Raw genomic sequence first — 19,354 nt, 5'->3', positions numbered from 1 at the left:
TTTCTTAATAATAGCATTTCTATACCAAATGAAGCGAGGCGAAAAACATTCGTTAAAGAGCCGAAAAGTAGATGGCTCAAAACCTAGTGGCACAGTTCGGATTATCAGTGGGCGTTTTCGTGGGCGTAAATTACCTGTTCTCGATGTTCAGGGCTTACGCCCAACTACAGATAAAAATAGAGAAATGTTATTTAGCTGGTTGATGGCATATACCTCTGGGGCCAGTTGTTTAGATGCATTTGCCGGTAGTGGAGGTTTGGGATTTGAAGCGTTGTCGCGTTATGCGAAAAATTGCACGTTTATTGATTTAGATAAAAACGTGGCAAAAAAAGTAGCAGATAATATTCAATTATTGGGTTTGTCTGGGCAGCAGGCGAAAATCATTCAAGGCAATACTCTAGAAATGCTAAACAACTTAAATCAGCCCTATGAGTTAATCTTTTTAGATCCGCCTTTTAATCAAAATCTTCTTCCTTTAACGATCGAACGTATTGTTGAAAAATCCCTACTAGCCATAGATGGAGTTATCTACATCGAATGTGAAGGGGGCGGAATAGGTTATTCAGTACCTGAAAGCTGGCAACTCATTAAAGAAAAACGCAGTGCGCAGATTTTGGCTAGAGTCTACCAACGCAACAGTTAACGTTTATATTTCTAAACCAATATTGCTCATTCCTTCACTGGTAGCTAATTGTTTAAGTTGTTTGCAAGTGTCGGCATTTTTAGGACTATTATTTAACAAGACTAATAATTCTTTTTGAGTTTCGATTTCCCATAACATCAACGGATGCTGTTTAATATCTAAGTCTGAAATGTCTTGTTCTGCGCTAGCTTCGATAAAGGCTTCTACGCCACCTTGGGACAATTTACTGACCACAACTGCACCTTGAGGGTCTTCACCTTGGATCAATAAAATGGTGGCAGACATAGACATCGCGACATCTATTGCTGGGTAAACGCCGTAATTGTCAAAGTCGCTAGCATCAGGCACTAGTTCTTCAATTTTCTCTAACTGAGCCGCAAAATTTATCTTAGCTTTAGGCACGGCTAACCATTCCCAAATTGCATTTAAGGTATTGCGATATTGCGCAGGGTCAGCAAATTCTGTGGCTTCACAAAAAAGCACATAATTTGGTAACATCCGTTCTAAAAGTGTGGCTGAAAATGCCACTGCATGCCAACCTTCTAGTTCTCTAACCTGTTGAAATATATTTAATTTTTTGTTCAAAGTGTTCTCATTAATGTTTTGCGAGCAAGTAATTTAAGTGAAAATTCTTAACGGTGAAATTACCCTAAGGAATAATATTTTCCAATGCCGTCCAGTAACATTTGGATAGAAATCATTATCAGGATCATGCCCATCAATCTTTCTATTGCAGTTAATCCTCTTTCACCCAACAATCTATGGAAGGTACTTGAAAGCATAAGAATGGTAGCTGATGCTAACCATGCGGCTCCCAGCGCCATTGACCAATCTAACATACGATTATGGTCTTGGTTGGCTAATAGTATAAGCGCTGCCAATACCGATGGGCCAGCTATCATAGGTATGGCTAATGGTACAATAAAGGGTTCTTCCCCAGGCGCTAATCCAGCAACGCCACCGGGTTGTGGAAATATCATTTTTAGTCCTATTAAGAATAAAATAATACCGCCAGCTATGCTGACACTTTCTTGGCGGACATTTAAAAAATCTAATACAACTTGCCCACTGAACAAAAATGTAAACATGATTATCAATGAGAATAATAGTTCTCGAGCTAACACTAACCTTCTTCGTTTAGGCTCAATCGTCTTCAACACAGACATAAACACTGGCAAATTACCCAATGGATCCATAATCAAAAATAAGGTGATAGCAGCTGACCAAGTGTCCATAGAGTTTCTCTGATTGACTGTAACAGTATGTTGCTTTTCCCTTAGTTTATAACATCTCACCCTTATGCCCTAAAAATAGTTTTAATTTCAATGGCTTGATGATTTAATAACCCAGTGCAAAAAGATTCATTTCATTTGTACTTATTTAAATAGATGGCAATTTGTACTAGCAAAACTCAGGCTTTGCGCTTTACTATTAAGTCATCAAAATATAATTAGAAAATAAGAGGATTGTGTAATGAGTCTGATGACTGTCGAGCAAGTAGCCGAGTTTCTGGGTGTTCAGATTGTAAGAGTTGAGAGACTAGAAAGAGAGAGTCTGCTACCTTCGGCAGAAAAAGATGCTGATGGAAGCCCTCTTTTTGAAAAAGATGCTGTTGAAAAATATAAGATACTTGCTGAGCGTTTAGGAGGCTTGTAAGCCACCTATAAGGTCGAAAAGGCGGTTTAAGTTATCACCGCCCTTTTGATGGTATGCTACTCTTCTAGTAATGCTCTAGCTATTGTTCTAATTCCTTGGGCGGTTGCGCCTATAGGCATATACACTGTGCCACTTGCGTTGTATGCAGCTGCTAAGTCAATATGCAACCAACCTTTTCCATCGTCATTAACAAACCTTGATAAGAAACCAGCTGCATTAGAAGCACCACCGCCTCCACCACCTTTTTGTGCTTTGCTATTGGCCGTATCAGCAAAAGCTGAAGGACATTTATTTTGATGCCATTTTTCTAAAGGCAAACACCATGAAGGTTCAAATTCTTGTTCTGAATAATCCAAAACTCTTTGTTGTAGTGCTTTGTCTAATGCAAAAAATGCATTGTACTCTTCACCTAAGGCTACCATTGCTGCACCTGTTAATGTAGCTGCATCAATAATCATTTTTGCACCTGTTTCGGTGGCTGCCATTAGGCCGTCAGCCAATACCAATCTCCCTTCAGCATCAGTATTGACTACCTCAACAGTTGTGCCATTTTTGTAAGTGATAACGTCACCTAATTTATAAGCGTGGCCACTAATAAGATTTTCAGCACAACATAAAAATAATTTAACCCTCTTATCCAAGCCTCGCAGAATAGCTAAACCGAGTGCACCAGTAACGGTGGCTGCTCCACCCATATCGCATTTCATACTCAGCATGCCTTCGCTGCTTTTAATGCTGTATCCACCGCTATCAAATGTAATGCCTTTACCTACTAAGCAGGCAGAAATAGGAGCGTTAATGTCTCCGCTAGGGTTATAGTCGATTTCAATTAACACGGGCGGTCGAGTGCTTCCTCGGCCCACATGATAAATTCCCATCCAACCTTGTTCTTTAAGTGCTTCACCGACCCATCTTTCGCTGCTGATATATTTATCACTTATGGAGATAAGCCAGTCTTCACAAGTATTAGCTAATATTTCAGGTGACATATCTTCAGGCGTAGCATTAGTAATATTGCGGGTAAAGACCATGGCTTGATAGCGATGCGATAATTCATTTGCATTATCATCGGCACACCATTTGATATGATGTTGTTTTTTAGTGGTGGTAAAGCTTTGAGCGAAAGCCCATTGCTGCTCTATTTGCCAGTTTCCAATTAACTCGACTTGCAATATGCCTAAAGCATCAAGACTACGGGCAGCTTTTTTTATAACACTTAAATTATCTAGCGGTTCTAGTAGGTGAATAAGCGCAGTTTGACCGTTTACAGTTAAAACCGTGCCAACTGAATAATAATCGGCAGGTGCCTGTGTGGTAATTGATACAGATAAACGAGACATGACTACTCCATCGAATAAAAGAAAGTTAGAATAACATGACGACTTTAACTGACCAGCATTTTAAGTAGTAATCATGGACTTCTCTTCTCCTCTTATTCAAGGCACATTGATTAAGCGTTATAAACGATTTTTGGCCGATGTACAGTTAGCAGACGGTTCAATAGTCATTGCACATTGCCCTAATACTGGTGCAATGACAGGCTGTGCTGAGCCCGGGTGGCAGGTGTGGTTGTCACCAAGTGATAATCCAAAACGTAAGTTGTTATATACCTGGGAAGTAGTGTTAACAGGTCAACGTCATTGGATTGGGATAAACACTCATAAAGCCAATAAATTGGTCAAAGAAGCGATTCAAAAAAATAAAATCGCTGAGTTGATTGGTTATCAAAATTTGCAGGCTGAAGTAAAGTTTGGTGAAGAAAATAGCCGAATTGATTTTTTACTCACCGACCCTGAAAAAGCAGACTGTTATGTAGAAGTCAAATCGGTCACTTTATTACATGATAGTAAAGGGTATTTCCCAGATGCAAAAACCGTACGTGGGCAAAAACATCTCCGAGAGTTAAGCTTAATCGCCAGACAAGGAAAACGAGCGGTGTTGCTTTTTTGTGTACAACACTCAGGAATTCAATCGGTACAAGTGGCGAAACATATTGACCTTGATTACGCCAATGAACTGGAACAAGCTATGCTAAACGGAGTACAAATTTTGTGTTACAGCTGCGAAATTAGTTCAGAAAAAATCTATATAAATCAATCATTGCCATTTTTTTCTTAAAATAGACATTGATTTTTTCGCTAAGGCCTCCATATTGCCTTGCTACAAAATTGTTTTCACTGTAACGGAAGATGTTAAGAGCAAGTAATTGCCAGTGTTACGGCTTTCTGATATACATAGCCGCCGGCACAAACAGCTCATGCCGTAGTTTAGGAGATTTGGCAAATGCCAACAGCACAACCGAATAAAACACTTGGATTATTAGCCCTTGCCGGTTTGACTCCTTACGAGGAGAAGAAAGGCGAAGAGTACATGAACGAAAAGCAAATGGAGCATTTTCGTTTATTATTGAAAGCTTGGCGCGACCAACTTCGTCAAGAAGTAGACCGTACTGTGCATCACATGCAAGATGAAGCGGCTAATTTCCCTGATCCTGTTGACCGTGCAGCTCAAGAAGAAGAGTTTAGTCTTGAGTTACGTACGCGCGACAGAGAACGTAAATTAATCAAAAAAATTGAAAAGACCCTCAAGCGTATCGATGAGGACGATTTTGGTTTTTGTGATGCTTGCGGTATTGAAATTGGCGTGCGTCGTTTGGAAGCAAGGCCGACAGCTGACATGTGTATTGATTGCAAAACCATGGCTGAAATCAAAGAAAAACAACTTCAAGGCTAAGTTTGCCTTCTATCCCAAGCGGCGATTTAGTTCTTTATTCGCTGCTTGGGGTGATACTTTGGTTTTATGGCCAATGCACTCAAATATCCTCATATGAAGATTGTTACACCCTGCAACGGCTACGTTGGTCGTTTTGCACCCTCACCATCTGGTCACCTACATTTTGGCTCTTTAGTTACTGCACTAGCTAGTTTTTTACGAGCTAAAAGTCAAGATGGGCAATGGCTACTCCGAATCGAAGATATTGACCCGCCAAGAGAAGTCGCCGGAGCGAGCGATTCGATTATGCGCTGTCTTGAAGCGCACCATTTGTTCTGGGATGGGGACGTTGTTTACCAAAGCAATCGAAGCGACTTATACAACTATTACATTCAGCGCTTATCAGACCTTGGTTTAACCTATTGTTGTACCTGTACTCGGGCCCAACTAGCAAACCTCCAACCTTCGAAACTTTGCCATTGTGCAAATCAAAATATAAGACCTAGCAATAGTGCGATTAGATTCAGGCACAATCATTCCTATCAAAGCTTCTATGATGAGTTATTAGGTGACGTTGATTTCTCCAAACATGACATGCCAGCACACTTTACTATTAAGCGTAAGGATGGTTTATTTGCCTATCAATTGGCTGTGGTGGTTGATGATCTTGAGCAAGGGATTACTGAAGTGGCGAGAGGAGCTGATTTGTTAGATGCAACATTATTTCAGCTTGCCTTATACCAAGCATTTGATAAACCAGCGCCAAAGTTCTTACATTTTCCAGTTGTGGTGACGCAACCCGGTAAAAAACTTAGCAAGCAAAATCATGCTACTGAAGTTAACAGTAACGATGTCAGTACTAATCTTATCAACGCCCTTGGATTTCTCGGATTCTCACTTCCAAAAGAACTCAAACAAGAATCTTCGCAAAATATAGTGAATTGGGCGATAGATGAATGGGATTTGAGAAAAGTACCAGCAATAACAGAGTGTATTGACAATAGAATTGGGCAGGCAGACAGTATATGATTAGCGCCGAATTTTTCCGCTCTAAGCAGCGGAGTATTACAAACACTACAGGTCCTAAAGGTCCATACAAGGAGCACAGCATATTATTTCTCGCGTAATTGACAAAGTCAGGAGCGCTTTGCGCACTAAACCAATAAACAAGGCCGCTACACTTGTTGCGACTGTCATTCCCCGTGCAGAGCATTCCGTTTCTCGTGATTCAATGAGTGAAAATGCACTTAAAGTGCTTTATCGCCTGCACAACAGCGGTTATCAGGCGTATTTAGTCGGTGGTTGTGTGAGAGATGTATTATTAGGCAAAGAACCAAAAGATTTTGACGTCACTACAGATGCCACACCCGAGCAAATTAAAGGTTTGTTTCGCAATTGCAGATTGATTGGACGCAGATTTAGGTTAGCGCATATTGTGTTTGGCCGAGAAATTATCGAAGTGGCTACATTCCGAGGACATCATGAAAACAATGATGAAGGAGAGTCAAAAGTCAGTAAACAAAGCGATCACGGTCAATTGCTGCGTGACAACGTATTTGGCAGTATCGAAGAAGACGCGCAACGTAGAGATTTCACCATCAATGCCATGTACTACAATATTGCCGATTATTCGATCAGCGACTTTGCTGGTGGCATGCAAGCGATTAAAGATAAAACAATTACACTTATAGGTGATCCTGAGACCCGCTACCGAGAAGATCCAGTCAGAATGCTCAGAGCGGTAAGATTTGCCGCCAAGCTTGATATGCATATCAGCGAAGAAAGTGGTGAGCCTATTAAACGCATGGCTCCGTTAATGGCGAACATTCCACCTGCTAGATTATTTGAAGAAGTGCTTAAACTATTGTTGTCAGGGCAGGGCTTACTCACTTATAAATTACTCTCAGAGTATCATTTGTTTGAGCCCCTATTTCCACAATTGGCTCCTTTACTTTTGCAACCTGAAAGTCGAGAGAATAAATTTGTAGAGCAAGTGCTTACTAACACCGATAATCGTATAAATACAGGTCAAAGAGTTACTCCTGCCTTTATTTTCGCTGCTTTTATGTGGTATCCATTAGAGGAACGTTGTCAGCAATTAATGGTTGAAGGAGGATTGAATCACTTTGATGCTTTTAATCTTGCTTTAAACGATGTGATGCATCGCCAGATTCAGCGCATCATGATCCCCAAACGTTTTAGTGCGCCTATTCGGGAAATCTGGCAGTTACAAAATCGTCTACCTAAACGTTATGGCCGCAGAGCTTATCAATTATTAGAGCATCCAAAATTTAGAGCTGCGTATGATTTCTTGCTTTTACGCGGCCAGATTGAAGGCGGTGATTTGTTTGAACTAGCTCAATGGTGGACTGATTTCCAAGAAGCAGATGAAGAGCAACGTAAAGTAATGCTGCAAGAATTGCGTGATGAAGAAGGAGCCCCGGCAAGGCGTCCAAGACGTAAACGTAAGAAGCCTAAACCCAAAGTATGATTGAAGTTTATATTGGTTTGGGCAGTAATTTAGCTCAGCCTGAAAAACAAATACAAGCCGCTTATGCCAGTTTAGCTGCATTACCTGATACGAATTTGATCAAGGGTTCAAGTTTGTATCGAAGCCAACCTATGGGTCCTCAAGATCAGCCCGATTATGTGAATGCAGTTGTATTGATTGAAACAAGACTTTCGCCAGATAACTTGTTACAGAACACTCAATTAATAGAACATCAACAAGGTCGTATACGAAAAGCCAATAGATGGGGGCCTCGGACACTAGATTTAGATGTGTTGCTATACGGTTCACAACAAATTGATAGCAAACATTTAACGGTGCCTCACAGTGGCATGAAGCAAAGAGAGTTTGTACTCTACCCATTGTTTGAAATAACCCCCGAATTAACCTTGCCTTGTGGTGAAAAATTATCCGATCTTGTACAGGCATGTCCTATAAATGGTTTACATAAAATGACTTCAACGGCACTAATCTAGAAATTTAATAAAATTCCAGTATAGTGCGCTTACCGTGCGTACTGTGCTTATGCAGTAAATAGTATTTTTTTATGGCATCCAAATTGGAGTATATCTAATGAAAAAAGTAACGACTTCAACCTTGCTAAAAATGAAGCAAGAGAATACTAAAATCACTGCTTTAACCGCTTACGATGCAAGTTTTGCTAAATTGTTTGACGAACAAGGTATCGACGTATTGTTGATTGGAGACTCACTTGGCATGGTGCTCAAAGGTGATGACGACACGTTAAGCGTTACTCTTGAAGACATTGTCTATCACACTCGTTCTGTGAAAAAGGGCGTTGAAAGAGCCTTCGTTGTAGCGGATATGCCTTTTATGTCCTATTCAACTGCCGAACAAACCTATTTAAGTGCTGCTGAGTTAATGCGAGCAGGGGCAAGTATGGTCAAGTTAGAGGGCGGTAGTTGGTTGCTAGAGACAATTAAAGGGTTGAATGAACGCAGTGTTCCAGTGTGTGGGCATTTAGGTCTAACACCTCAATCTGTGCATGTATTTGGTGGATTTAAAGTACAGGGGCGAGATGATCTGCAGGCCGAAAACATTCTCGAACAAGCCAAACAGTTAGAACAAGCTGGCATACAACTGTTGGTACTAGAATGTATTCCTTCGGATTTAGCTAACAAGGTATCTGAAAGTCTCAGTATTCCAGTTATTGGCATTGGCGCGGGTGCGCAAACCGACGGCCAAATATTAGTAATGCACGATATGTTTGGTATTAGTGCCAACTACATGCCTAAGTTTTCTAAAAACTATTTGCAACAAACCAATAATATGCGTGAGGCTGTGAGCCAGTATATTCAAGAAGTGCAAGAGGGAAGTTTTCCCTCTGATGAGCACAGTTTTAATTAGTGCACCCTTGGGGTGTGCACTAGCAACTCATATCAAAGTAATTGACGATTATGCAACTTATCAGTGAAATTTCAGAACTACGTGAAATCAGACGGACATGGCAAAGCAGCGCCAAGGTGATTGCCTTTGTACCTACCATGGGGAATTTACATCAAGGACATTTAAACCTTGTGCGTGAAGCCAAAAAACAAGCAGATATTGTTGTGGTATCTATTTTTGTTAATCCTATGCAATTTGGTCCCGACGAAGATTTAGAGGCTTATCCTAGGACCTTACAAAGTGATAAACGTTTGCTGGAGGAGTTGGGAGTAGATGTACTCTTCATGCCCACTGCAAATGACATTTACGCCAGAGGGTTGGAACAACAGACTTTTGTAGAAGTACCAGGATTGTCTTATATGATTTGTGGTGCTAGCCGCCCAGGGCATTTCCGAGGCGTAGCAACAATTGTGTGTAAATTATTTAATATGGTGCAACCTAATTTAGCTTTTTTTGGTGAAAAGGATTTTCAACAATTGCAAGTGATTAAGGCCATGGTGACAGACTTGTCAATGAACCTTAAGGTCTTTGGTGTGGCCACTACTCGAGAAGAAGACGGGTTGGCAATGAGTTCAAGAAATCAGTATTTAAAGGATTCAGAGCGTAAGTTAGCGCCCACTCTCTATCAAAAAATGCATGCGTTAGCTGGCGAAATAAAAGCAGGCCGTAGAGATTTCTCTAAACTCACTCAAGATTATAAATTGCAATTATCCGAGCTTGGTTTTAATCCTGATTATTTGGAAATCCGTAACATTGAGAACTTGTTACAACCAGGTCATGAAGACCAACATTTAGTGTTGTTAGCAGCAGCATTTTTGGGAAAAACCCGCTTGATTGATAATTTGCAGATGAGATTATAACAAATCGAGTATGAGTGTAATTAAGCCAAGCTAGCTAGCTTTTTTATGTTTAAGACAAAGTTTTTTCCAAGTCTTAGTATTGCTAGCTATGGCAATTTGCTCATCCAATATATTTTGCAAATCTGTTTCAGACGTTAGAGGATTAGCCAGTACAACTCTAAATACTGTAATGGCTTGTTCGGGGTATTTTTCAGTTCGTAATCGAGTACGTGAAACAAATGATTTACCTGCCTCTCTTTGTTGTTTCTGCACGATTACGGTCAATTTATCCAGTTCCATATTTAATGCATGACCAATTTTAGGCTGGGTTTTCATTTTTGCTTGTACTTCTTCTGGATTCACTCTGTAAGTTAACAGAGACAAAGTCGGAGGTGTGACAAGCTCAAAGTCTGGGTGTGACTGGATCATGCGGGCATAAGTTTTGGCTTTTTCAATACTCTGGTTAATAAGCAATTCATAACCTTGACGACCAAATATATGCAAAGAGGCATATACCATCATCGCCATGCCATTGCGCGAACCTTCTAAGGTTGTGGCACCTAAGTCTTTAGACCCTGCACGCAAGATGTATTGAGCATGATGGCGCACAGCATTACTGTCACTGGGATTTTTAAACAACACCATGCCTGCGCCCATTGGCACATACATCTGTTTGTGAGCGTCTAAGGTCACAGAATCGGCTTTCTCAATACCTTTAAGTAAACGGCTATGTTCGTGTGAAAACAGTGTTGCACCGCCCCAAGCGGCATCTACGTGGAAATGACAACCTAACTCTTTTGCTACATCAGCGAGTTCATCTAATGGGTCAATATGGCCCGTTTCAGTGGTGCCAGCAATACCTACTATAGACAATATCTTGTTGCCGTCTTGTTGATATTGTTTGCCCACCGCTAAGGCTTTTTCAGCTGACAAGCGTTGCGACGGACAGTCTATCGTAATCATCTGTTGTCTGCCTAAACCTAATAAATCGACGGCTTTGGATAACGAATAGTGACCACGTTTAGATGAGATAATACCCATTTTTTTATAACCATAATGCATCATTCCAGCTGCTAAGCCTTCCTGTGCCAAACCTTTAAACTGGGTTGTAGCAGGTAGCGCTTTATTTCTTGCTACCCATAAAGCTGTTATGTTGGCGATAGTCCCACCGGAGCAAAATGCCCCTAAAGCGTGGTTCGCACTATGTAAATAAGTATGGTAGAAATCACCCGATTGTTTATAGACCATCTCGTGCATCATGCCTAGAATTTGACGTTCAAGTGGGGTGAAGGCTTTAGATGTTTCGATTTTGACTAAATTTTGGTTTAGCCCTACTAACAGTTTTGCCAAAGGTAGGTGGAAATACGGCAATGCAGAGGTCATATGACCAATAAAGCTGGGGGAATACGTATTAACAGAGTTAGCGACCAACTTCTCCAGAAGATCTTCTGCATGTTTTGATACAAACTCTGGAGATTCAGGTACTGAATACTCAGCAAAACTTTTTTCAATTTGCTCTAGAGAATTGACCTTAGTCACAACATGTTGCGACAGAAAATCAGAAAGATTATCAGACAGGTGTTGTTCTATCTGTGCAAGTTTAGAGTCTTTGCCCTCAGGCATGGTAAATACCTTATACAAATGCTCTAAACTGACCTCAGCTCCGCCCACTGTTGTAACCCTATTCGAAAACTTTCAAGTCGCGCACTTTACCTTAATTCTAGCTTGAGACCAATAGCTCACACCCCCAAACTAGAACGGAAATAGGGATTATCTAGCAATTGCTAAATTGTTGTTATATTGTCCTGAATACTAGACATAATAGGTATGCCTTTGTATGCAAGTTACCGAAGTAACTGACAGTTTTAACCTAGATAATGTAGTACCTTTTTTCCAACCCATCATTTTTTTGAAAAATAACGAGGTATGGAGTTATGAATGTTTAGCCCGTCTATTAACTATTGATCAAAATACTTATTTACCAACAGAATTTTTGTTTTTGGTGGAAAGGCAGCAATCAGTCGCCCAGTTGACTCAAACTGTGTTTAGTCGTAGCGCCAGCTATTTTAGAGATATCAATATGGCTTGGAATATTAATCTGAGCTTGTCAGATATGACTAATACCGACACTCTACAATTTCTGCAGTCTCAACTAGCGGATTATCCCAATCCCAAGCGGATTTCTATAGAAATTACCGCACAAAATGCATTAACAGAAAGTGCTAAATTTGGTCAGTTTTGTGAAATGTGTCATACATTGGGCGTCAATATAGTCATAGATAATTTTGACCAGCAAGAGTGTGACCTACAAGCAATCCTTACATTGCCCATCTCTGCGATAAAGGTATCCGCTGCATTATTTGACAAAGTGGCGGCAGATTCAGCAACAGAAGCCTTTATCAAAGGCCTCATTAGTTCTGCTGCAAGCAATGACATCGTGGTAATAGCTGAACGAATTGAGCAGCAAAAGACTCTAGACGTTGTTAACAAGCTGGGCATTAAATACGCTCAAGGATTTTACTTTAGTCAACCCAAAGCTAATACAGCTTAGTGATTCTGTTTTTAGAACGTTATAAATTAGCCAATAACTGCCAGCTACTTTGCCCGCTTTGCCAGTATTTTCGTTCGAAAGGGGTGATTGGTTGGTCATTCTCATATATAGCACATTGACTATTAATGTTAGCAATCGCCAAAGCAGCAGAAAATTCTTGTATGTACAGCTGCCAATTACTTCTTACTTCCAGAATGCCACCTAAATTAACCATGTCTTTTAACGCAGATGTAGCGTACCAACGGCGCTGCAAATGCGCCGATTTAGGGTAGGGGTTGGGGTATAACAAATAATGTTTAGTCAGTTTTCTTTTATTGAGAACAAGTAATCTTAAAAAATCATTGAGATCTGCACGCAACACAAGATAGTTTTGTAAAGTACTTGCGTAAGCTTGGTGTTTGTCTGTGCGTAACGCTGACTTATCAATACCAATTACTCGCGCATTTGGATGAGCTTGGGCAATATTCACAGTACTTTCACCGACACCACAACAAGAGTCTAGTATTAGTTCACCCTTCCAATCTCCAAGCCAATTGATCGCTTCTTGGTAAGCTTGTTCGGTATGTTCAGAAAGTGGTTTTTGACTTACACTCGCAAGTTGTCGAGTAACCACCTTGTGTAAGTTTTGGTGGATACCTGTTTGGTTAGTACTAATGGTCCGAGATTGTTGCTGCATAATACTTAGCTACGAATTCCTACGCCACGATTGATAAGAGAATAAGCCCAACCGAATAATACCGCGTTAAACCCTACTAGTATGCTCAAAGACAGGTAGAAACTAATATCTGACACACCCAAAAAGCCAAATCTAAAGCCACTTACCATGTAAACAATAGGGTTGATTTTACTCACCCATTGCCAAAATTCAGGCAATAAACTTAAAGAATAAAAAACGCCACCTAAGTAGGTTAGCGGAGTCAAAATGAATGTAGGTACTATGCTGACATCATCAAAAGAATTGGCGAGGATGCCATTAATCAGCCCAGCAGTGGAAAATAATACTGCAGTTAAAAACAGTGTTAAGAGGATAATCAGCACGTTGTGAATATGTATATCCACAAAAAATAACGAGACAACGGTAACAATGATGCCAACTAACATGCCTCTAGCCACTCCTCCACCTACGTAACCAGCGATAATAATCCAGTTAGAAACTGGCGCTACCAATAACTCTTCAATATTTCGTTGGTATTTAGCGCTGTAAAAGGAGGAGGATACATTGGCGTAAGCATTAGTGATAACAGCCATCATGATCAAGCCTGGCACAATAAACTCCATATAACTGAAGCCGCCCATGTTGCCAATTCTACTGCCGATTAAATTACCAAAAATCACAAAATACAATGTCATAGTAATGGCGGGGGGAAGCAAGGTTTGGATCCAAATTCTTAAGAAACGTAAACACTCTTTGCGCCACATTGTTGTAAGAGCCACCATATTGAGACTATTCATGAGTGTCTCCTACCGCTTGTTTTGCTGTTGAGTCATCGTTTGATGAGGTTCTGCCAGACTCCACCATCCTAACGAATAACTCTTCTAATCGATTTGATTTATTACGCATGCTCAACACTTGTATGCCTTTTTGAGTTAACTGTTCAAACACCGAGTTGAGACCAGCCTCTTTGGGCACATCAACTTCTAAAGTATGCTCTTCGATTAAACGACTATCAAAGCCTTCTAAAGTTAAAGAACTTATATTCTTAGACAAATCTAAGACAAAGGTTTCAATGTTCAGGGTGGCAAGTAAAGCCTTCATACTGGTATTTCTGACGATGATACCTTTATCAATAATCGCAATATTACGACATAACATTTCCGCTTCTTCAAGGTAATGAGTGGTCAGAATAATTGTCACACCTTGTTGATTGATTTCTTGTAAAAATGACCACATAGAACGACGTATTTCGATGTCTACACCAGCAGTTGGCTCGTCGAGAATAAGCATTCTAGGTTCATGCATTAGGGCTCTAGCGATCATGAGTCGCCTTTTCATGCCACCAGAAAGTTGCCTAGCTGGAGAATTACGTTTGTCCCATAGATCAAGTTGTTTTAGGTATTTCTCAGCTCTTGGTTTAGCCACACTTTTGGGCACACCATAATAGCCTGCTTGATTTAGCATGATCTGTATTAAGGGTTCGAATTGATTAAAATTGAACTCTTGTGGCACCAAGCCAATACAAGATTTTGCCTCGGTGGGTTGAGTCGCTAATGAATACTCAAATATATCCACATCCCCTTGGGTTTTATTCACAAGGGAACTGATGATCCCTATTGTGGTCGATTTACCGGCACCATTTGGTCCAAGTAAAGCAAAAAAATCGCCTTGTTTTACCACTAGATCAATCCCTTTAAGGGCTTGTGTGCCATCTTTATAGGTCTTGGTTAATCCTTTGATACTCAGTGCGTTCATAGTGGCTGCCGGCTAAAGTGTTAATTCGAATTTGCAAAATATCTAGGTATTTTGAAATGCGTGAGTTCATATTCCCACTTTAAACGAAACGTGTTTGTTATAAAGTGTATTTTAAATTGAGAAGAGAAATGAATTTCTAGAGGCCTATAATATTGTATCAATTACGCTTAATTCAAGTCTATATAAGGGCAAAGTTGAGAGTGAAAATACTTCAGGTAGAGGATATAAAAAACGTCGATGGATTAGCGCATATGTTGTCAGAATCAACAGGTACTTAATCATTTCTTTTAAAAACAAAACACTGTCAAAACGATTGAAGCGGGTGAGGGGGAGTGAGACAAAAGAGCAGAATACCCTTTTGTCTCTAATTACAGACTACTGAATTAACAGTCTTCCGGATCTTGACCTAATTTTTCTTTAGTAGCGATACATGCTTCTTTTAATTTTTTAGCTGCATCCGTTTTTAACTCTGCTGCTTTGTCTTTTGTGCTATCCATCGCATCAGATGCTTTTTCGGCTGTGGCATCGTAAGCATCGCTCGCTTTTTCTTTCACTTCATCTGCCATATCCGCTGCATCATCTGCAAGTTCTGATGCGCCAGCCTTGGTTTTGTCATATAAGTCCGCTGACTTTTCTTTCGCTTGGCTGACCATTTCTGTGGCTTCTGTTTCTGCTCCTTCGGCTGATTCTTTTTTAGTATCAGTACAAGCACTTAGCCCTAAACTTAAAGCGGCCAAAGCCATTGCGAGGGTTGTTTTTGATAAAGTCATCATTATTCCTTGTTGTGTTATAAATAATTATTGTTTGGATACTTCACGCTTAGCGAATTCCGTTCCATGTTTCTAATACGTTGATGCATATAGAGTTTGTAAAGTTTACGCTAAATTCATTTGGAAAAGTCACTATTTTTGTCTGTTATTAGATACAGTTATATTGCTACAGCTCGCACAATATATCTATGTGTTGGATCCGGCACAAGGCTATCAAAGGGGTAACAGGTGATAAGTGTTAGGTAGGCTTGGTCAACATCAAATGTACTGTTGTTAACATTACTATGCATATATTCAGTTTGTGACTGCTGGGCAACACGGAGCATCGTAATTTTGAACCGTTGACGGTTATGTTTAGTTTTAACCTCAATAATATCGCCCTTTTGTAGGTGTTTTAGGCTGTTAAATTGTGTATCGCGGTGACCAACTATTACGCTGTTACCTTTTTCTCCCGGCTTAGGTGTTGAACTAACGTGGGTTGGTGCAAAGGCTAGGTTTCTACCACTTGCTCCAGCCAATACATACCAATTTTTTTCCTTGATGATGAGTTGCGCAATGGGTTGAGTATCTGCCCAAGGCCAAGGTTTGTGTTGTTCTGCTGATTGCAGGTTTTTATGCCAAGCATGGGCTATTAAATATTGTGCTAACTCTGCTTTACCATATATATATAACCCGCCGGAAAATTGATACACACCGAGCAACAAAAGCAAAGTAACCCATTTATGTTTATTAACTAGGAATACAAGCTTCGACAAGAAGTTTTTCTTTTTGTAAGTAAGTGCATACATATTGCTAATCCTATTAAAAATAAACCCATTAATATTTTAAGTTGCGCTGGCGTTGCTGTTTTTGGCAAACTACCTGGTGATTGAATAAGCTGATTTGATGTGCCTTTGGGTAGTTGATTTAGCACTTTTTGATTATTTAGTGGTGCTTCTTTCGGTCGAGTAGGTGTTACATCCACGGCGACTAAACTGGTGTACTGACTGATTAAATGATGTGTAAGAGCAGTATTGGTGATCAGAGATTTAAACTCGTCTTGCTCAGATGCGGAGCTATTGGATTGCATACTTGCACGGCGTTTATCTCTGGTAAGTTGGCTTATTTTTTCTCTGGCCCATAAAACATGCAGTCCTGATTGTCTAGTGTGAGCATTGAGTTCTAACGGGGTTTCCCAAGGTTTTCCTTGATACTTAGCTGAGAGATTAACCTTTGATAAAAAGTGGTTAGTATTGTTTGATTCAATTTTGTCATCAGTTAGTCGGTAACTAAGCACGAGAGGCTCGCCTTTATATAGGTCGCCTATAACATTAGGATAAAATTCTAACTGTTGATTGGATTGTAAAGTGCCGGTGTTTAGCTGTAATTCAATATCGGTTATTGCAGGATATTGTAACTTGGTTAATAAGCTCAGCATTTTTTCTTGAACTTGATCAACCGAGCCAATATAGGTAAATGTACCTTTGCCCATCTTGGCGGCCTCACTCATAAAATAACTGTTAGGAGCACTACCAATCCCCACAGTAAATAAGCGCGAATTTTCCAGCTTATTACTAATCAATTGCATTAAAGATTCTTCGTTGCCCACACTGCCATCGGTAATAAAAACTATTTGTCTCAATGAGGCTACACCTTCAAGCTTAGGCTGTGAAAAGGCTAGTTTAAGTGCGCTTTCCATTTCTGTTCCCCCATTAGCGGATAGACTATTAACGAAGTGTTTGGCGTCATCTTTATTGTTTGCATCTGCCTGTTTTGGCAATTTCCATAAGTTCTGTGCGTAACTATTAAATTCAATAATATTGAAGTTATCTTTTGCCTTTAGTTGGTCTATCGCTAAAAGCAGAGCTGCTTTTGCTTGTTTGATCGAGTCGCCTTCCATTGAGCCTGACGTATCAAGCACAAAAATCACTTCGCGCTGAGGTGACAGTGTATGTTGTTCAGGCTTGCCGGGAGGTAGTAACATGATTAAGCCATATTCATCGCCATTTACCTGCTGTGTAAAATGAGCAGATTGAGGTCCAGCGCCTAATTCTGGTCGCCAGTTCAATACAAAATCTTGGTTGCTAACACTATTTTTTGCTATCTGAATGTGATGACTACCATCTGATAACTGCTTAACGGTGATAGGATGGAATTCACTTTCGATAGCATCCACCTCAAAACCTGCATGCAGGTTGACCTGTAAATCAATATCTGAATTTGCTTGGTTAGATTGGGGTTGAGAAAATTCGGGCTGTAATAGTGATTCTGTTTTTGTACTGTTGGGGAAATACCTAGGAGTAATGGTCATCGGGAAACGCAAACTGTATTGTTGCTGATCAAAATTTAGTTTTTGCTGGTATTCAATACTCACTACGATCGTTTCGCCAGGGCCGATATTAGCAATCGAATTTGAAAACATATTAGGTCGTTGCTGTGCTACCAAACTGGCTTTCTTACCCTCAGCTTTAGCTTGAAGATAAATCTTTTTTGCCTCGCTTTTTTCCTTAATAATCCCTTCTATTTTTCGCTCACCTACTGTCATTAATAAATGATCTACCGCTGCATTTTCGGGCAGCGGAAATACATATAAGCCATTTACCCAATCCTTGCCGGCATTTTTAAATGTTTGAGTCAGCTTGGTGCGCGCTATGATCCCGGTGATTTTAATGTCAACTTTGCTTTTAAGAATAGGGCTAAGTAAGTGTTGTTGTTTTTCGCCTTGTTGTGATTGTTCCTGTATAAAATACAAGGTGCCACTTTGAGCAATTTGGTCATCGCTTACAGCGTGGTTAGTGAGGGTATTGGTTTGTTGTTTGCTTTGTGATTCTGTTGTTTTTGCATGGGCAATTGTGGATTTTTGACTAGTAAAAGCGGGCACTGCATATTGTAGTGCCCCTATCGCAACAACCACTAAACTAACAACAGCAAGTTTAGAAAGTGATGACATAATTGGTTTCCTTGTGAGTGGTATAACAGTCGAATCTATTGATTGGCCGCAGTCATTCCCATTTGATTGCCCGTTACTTTAAGCATGACTCGGCGGTCAAAAAAATCGTCTTCATAATTCTCACCTACACTTACCAATGACGACTCCCCAAATGAGTTAGTGATTACTTGCTGTTTTCTAACTCCTTTATTTAATAGATATGTTTTGACTGTTAATGCTCGTTGTTCGGAAAGCGCTTGATTAAAAGTACTGTCGCCACGTTTATCAGCGTAGCCCGACAAGGAAATATTCAACTTAGGGTTTTTCTGCAGAGTTCGGATTATCAAGTCTAGTTGTGACTTGTAGTGTTCTTCCAAATCATAAGAGGCTGTTTTAAATTGAATGTTACTTTCAATTTCTGGAACGCTCTGTTCTAAGGCATTATCCATTGAAGCAATTTGTAGCATTGAACGTTCTTTTGCTTGTTCGAAGTTCTGTTGCATCACCAGCAATTGTTGGTCTTTTTGTTTCAGTGCATTGTTGGCTGTTTCAAGTTTTTTATCAGAATTAACATCCTCAGCTATCATCACTCCAAAGATACCAGCGATGAATCCGCCTAATGGCCCTGCGATGGCCGAGCCAATTATAACGCCGGTACTAAGTCCAATTACTTCATTGTTTTTTTCTTGTTTACTACGTTGTTCAGCTATGGCATTGGTTGACAAAAGACAGGCGAATGTTAGAGCCGTTGTGATTTTAGTGTTGGTTAGTTTCATTGTTTTCTCCAAGAGGTTTGTTTTTGATTCCTCTTTTATTAAACAAAGTCTGTGTGGCCAATTCAGGGAGACAATATGGCAATCTAGTGGTCAATTGTGGCGAAAAAATGGAAATTGTCGGATTCAGCCATTTATCGACTTAACCTAAAGAAGTTTTGCGATATAGTGCATTC

Annotated in this window: 21 protein-coding genes; 10 read left to right on the top strand and 11 right to left on the bottom strand. The window is 40.1% G+C overall.

The window, feature by feature from the left end:
* Positions 1-28: 28 nt before the first annotated feature.
* A complete protein-coding gene (gene rsmD, locus QZ488_RS00330; protein ID WP_293745636.1) occupies positions 29-643 on the top strand; it encodes a 16S rRNA (guanine(966)-N(2))-methyltransferase RsmD in 615 nt (204 codons plus the stop codon).
* Between the two features lie 3 nt (positions 644-646).
* On the opposite strand, the gene QZ488_RS00325 is transcribed toward rsmD, so the two are convergent.
* Complete coding sequence (locus tag QZ488_RS00325) at positions 647-1,228, bottom strand: YjaG family protein (protein WP_293745635.1); 582 nt, start codon at positions 1,226-1,228, stop codon at positions 647-649.
* 59 nt (positions 1,229-1,287) lie between these two features.
* The gene (locus tag QZ488_RS00320; protein WP_293745634.1) at positions 1,288-1,878 is read right to left on the bottom strand and encodes a YhgN family NAAT transporter; all 591 of its coding nucleotides are present in this window, start codon (positions 1,876-1,878) and stop codon (positions 1,288-1,290) included.
* A gap of 238 nt (positions 1,879-2,116) precedes the next feature.
* Here QZ488_RS00320 and QZ488_RS00315 point away from each other — a divergent pair, with 238 nt between their 5' ends.
* Complete coding sequence (locus QZ488_RS00315) at positions 2,117-2,299, top strand: helix-turn-helix domain-containing protein (protein WP_293745633.1); 183 nt, start codon at positions 2,117-2,119, stop codon at positions 2,297-2,299.
* Between the two features lie 56 nt (positions 2,300-2,355).
* Here QZ488_RS00315 and pepB read toward each other — a convergent pair whose 3' ends face one another.
* Positions 2,356-3,639 carry an aminopeptidase PepB gene (gene pepB / locus QZ488_RS00310; protein WP_293745632.1) on the bottom strand — a complete coding sequence of 428 codons (1,284 nt, stop codon included), beginning with the start codon at positions 3,637-3,639 and terminating at the stop codon, positions 2,356-2,358.
* Between the two features lie 73 nt (positions 3,640-3,712).
* On the opposite strand from pepB, the gene sfsA reads away from it, so the two are divergent.
* The 7 genes from sfsA to panC all read left to right on the top strand — a co-directional run bounded on the left by sfsA (position 3,713) and on the right by panC (position 9,787).
* Positions 3,713-4,417, top strand: a complete 705-nt coding sequence (gene sfsA / locus QZ488_RS00305) for a DNA/RNA nuclease SfsA (protein ID WP_293745631.1) — start codon at positions 3,713-3,715, stop codon at positions 4,415-4,417.
* 165 nt (positions 4,418-4,582) lie between these two features.
* Entirely contained in the window at positions 4,583-5,032 is a 450-nt protein-coding gene (gene dksA / locus QZ488_RS00300; protein ID WP_293745630.1) for an RNA polymerase-binding protein DksA, read from the top strand.
* Between the two features lie 66 nt (positions 5,033-5,098).
* Positions 5,099-6,040 carry a tRNA glutamyl-Q(34) synthetase GluQRS gene (gluQRS, locus tag QZ488_RS00295; protein WP_293745629.1) on the top strand — a complete coding sequence of 314 codons (942 nt, stop codon included), beginning with the start codon at positions 5,099-5,101 and terminating at the stop codon, positions 6,038-6,040.
* A gap of 166 nt (positions 6,041-6,206) precedes the next feature.
* The gene (gene pcnB, locus QZ488_RS00290; protein WP_293745679.1) at positions 6,207-7,502 is read left to right on the top strand and encodes a polynucleotide adenylyltransferase PcnB; all 1,296 of its coding nucleotides are present in this window, start codon (positions 6,207-6,209) and stop codon (positions 7,500-7,502) included.
* Complete coding sequence (gene folK, locus QZ488_RS00285) at positions 7,499-7,996, top strand: 2-amino-4-hydroxy-6-hydroxymethyldihydropteridine diphosphokinase (protein WP_293745628.1); 498 nt, start codon at positions 7,499-7,501, stop codon at positions 7,994-7,996. The genes pcnB and folK overlap by 4 nt, the downstream gene beginning before the upstream one ends.
* A gap of 97 nt (positions 7,997-8,093) precedes the next feature.
* Positions 8,094-8,888, top strand: coding sequence for a 3-methyl-2-oxobutanoate hydroxymethyltransferase (panB, locus tag QZ488_RS00280; RefSeq protein WP_293745627.1), 795 nt, complete (start codon positions 8,094-8,096; stop codon positions 8,886-8,888).
* Positions 8,889-8,938: 50 nt separating this feature from the next.
* Positions 8,939-9,787, top strand: coding sequence for a pantoate--beta-alanine ligase (gene panC / locus QZ488_RS00275; protein ID WP_293745625.1), 849 nt, complete (start codon positions 8,939-8,941; stop codon positions 9,785-9,787).
* 30 nt (positions 9,788-9,817) lie between these two features.
* Here panC and panP read toward each other — a convergent pair whose 3' ends face one another.
* Positions 9,818-11,437: a pyridoxal-dependent aspartate 1-decarboxylase PanP gene (gene panP, locus QZ488_RS00270; RefSeq protein WP_293745623.1), complete on the bottom strand. Its 1,620-nt coding sequence runs from the start codon at positions 11,435-11,437 to the stop codon at positions 9,818-9,820.
* 166 nt (positions 11,438-11,603) lie between these two features.
* On the opposite strand from panP, the gene QZ488_RS00265 reads away from it, so the two are divergent.
* Complete coding sequence (locus QZ488_RS00265) at positions 11,604-12,317, top strand: EAL domain-containing protein (RefSeq protein WP_293745620.1); 714 nt, start codon at positions 11,604-11,606, stop codon at positions 12,315-12,317.
* 19 nt (positions 12,318-12,336) lie between these two features.
* Here QZ488_RS00265 and QZ488_RS00260 read toward each other — a convergent pair whose 3' ends face one another.
* From QZ488_RS00260 to pdsO, 7 genes are all read right to left on the bottom strand, one after another.
* Positions 12,337-12,993: an SAM-dependent methyltransferase gene (locus QZ488_RS00260; RefSeq protein ID WP_293745618.1), complete on the bottom strand. Its 657-nt coding sequence runs from the start codon at positions 12,991-12,993 to the stop codon at positions 12,337-12,339.
* Positions 12,994-12,998: 5 nt separating this feature from the next.
* Entirely contained in the window at positions 12,999-13,769 is a 771-nt protein-coding gene (locus QZ488_RS00255) for an ABC transporter permease (RefSeq protein ID WP_293745615.1), read from the bottom strand.
* Positions 13,762-14,727, bottom strand: a complete 966-nt coding sequence (locus QZ488_RS00250) for an ABC transporter ATP-binding protein (RefSeq protein WP_293745613.1) — start codon at positions 14,725-14,727, stop codon at positions 13,762-13,764. Before QZ488_RS00250 ends, QZ488_RS00255 begins: the two co-directional genes overlap by 8 nt.
* A 383-nt stretch (positions 14,728-15,110) precedes the next feature.
* The gene (locus QZ488_RS00245; protein WP_293745611.1) at positions 15,111-15,497 is read right to left on the bottom strand and encodes a hypothetical protein; all 387 of its coding nucleotides are present in this window, start codon (positions 15,495-15,497) and stop codon (positions 15,111-15,113) included.
* Positions 15,498-15,655: 158 nt separating this feature from the next.
* Positions 15,656-16,252 carry a class GN sortase gene (locus QZ488_RS00240; protein WP_293745609.1) on the bottom strand — a complete coding sequence of 199 codons (597 nt, stop codon included), beginning with the start codon at positions 16,250-16,252 and terminating at the stop codon, positions 15,656-15,658.
* Positions 16,231-18,426: a marine proteobacterial sortase target protein gene (locus tag QZ488_RS00235; protein WP_293745607.1), complete on the bottom strand. Its 2,196-nt coding sequence runs from the start codon at positions 18,424-18,426 to the stop codon at positions 16,231-16,233. The genes QZ488_RS00240 and QZ488_RS00235 overlap by 22 nt, the downstream gene beginning before the upstream one ends.
* Positions 18,427-18,461: 35 nt before the next feature.
* Entirely contained in the window at positions 18,462-19,181 is a 720-nt protein-coding gene (gene pdsO / locus QZ488_RS00230; RefSeq protein ID WP_293745606.1) for a sortase-associated OmpA-like protein PdsO, read from the bottom strand.
* Positions 19,182-19,354: the final 173 nt, after the last annotated feature.

Origin of the sequence: uncultured Paraglaciecola sp. (genome assembly GCF_913020055.1) — a bacterium.
Classification (GTDB): domain Bacteria; phylum Pseudomonadota; class Gammaproteobacteria; order Enterobacterales; family Alteromonadaceae; genus Paraglaciecola.
Note: the sequence above shows the minus strand (reverse complement) of the source record. Positions and strands in the feature narration are given on the sequence as shown.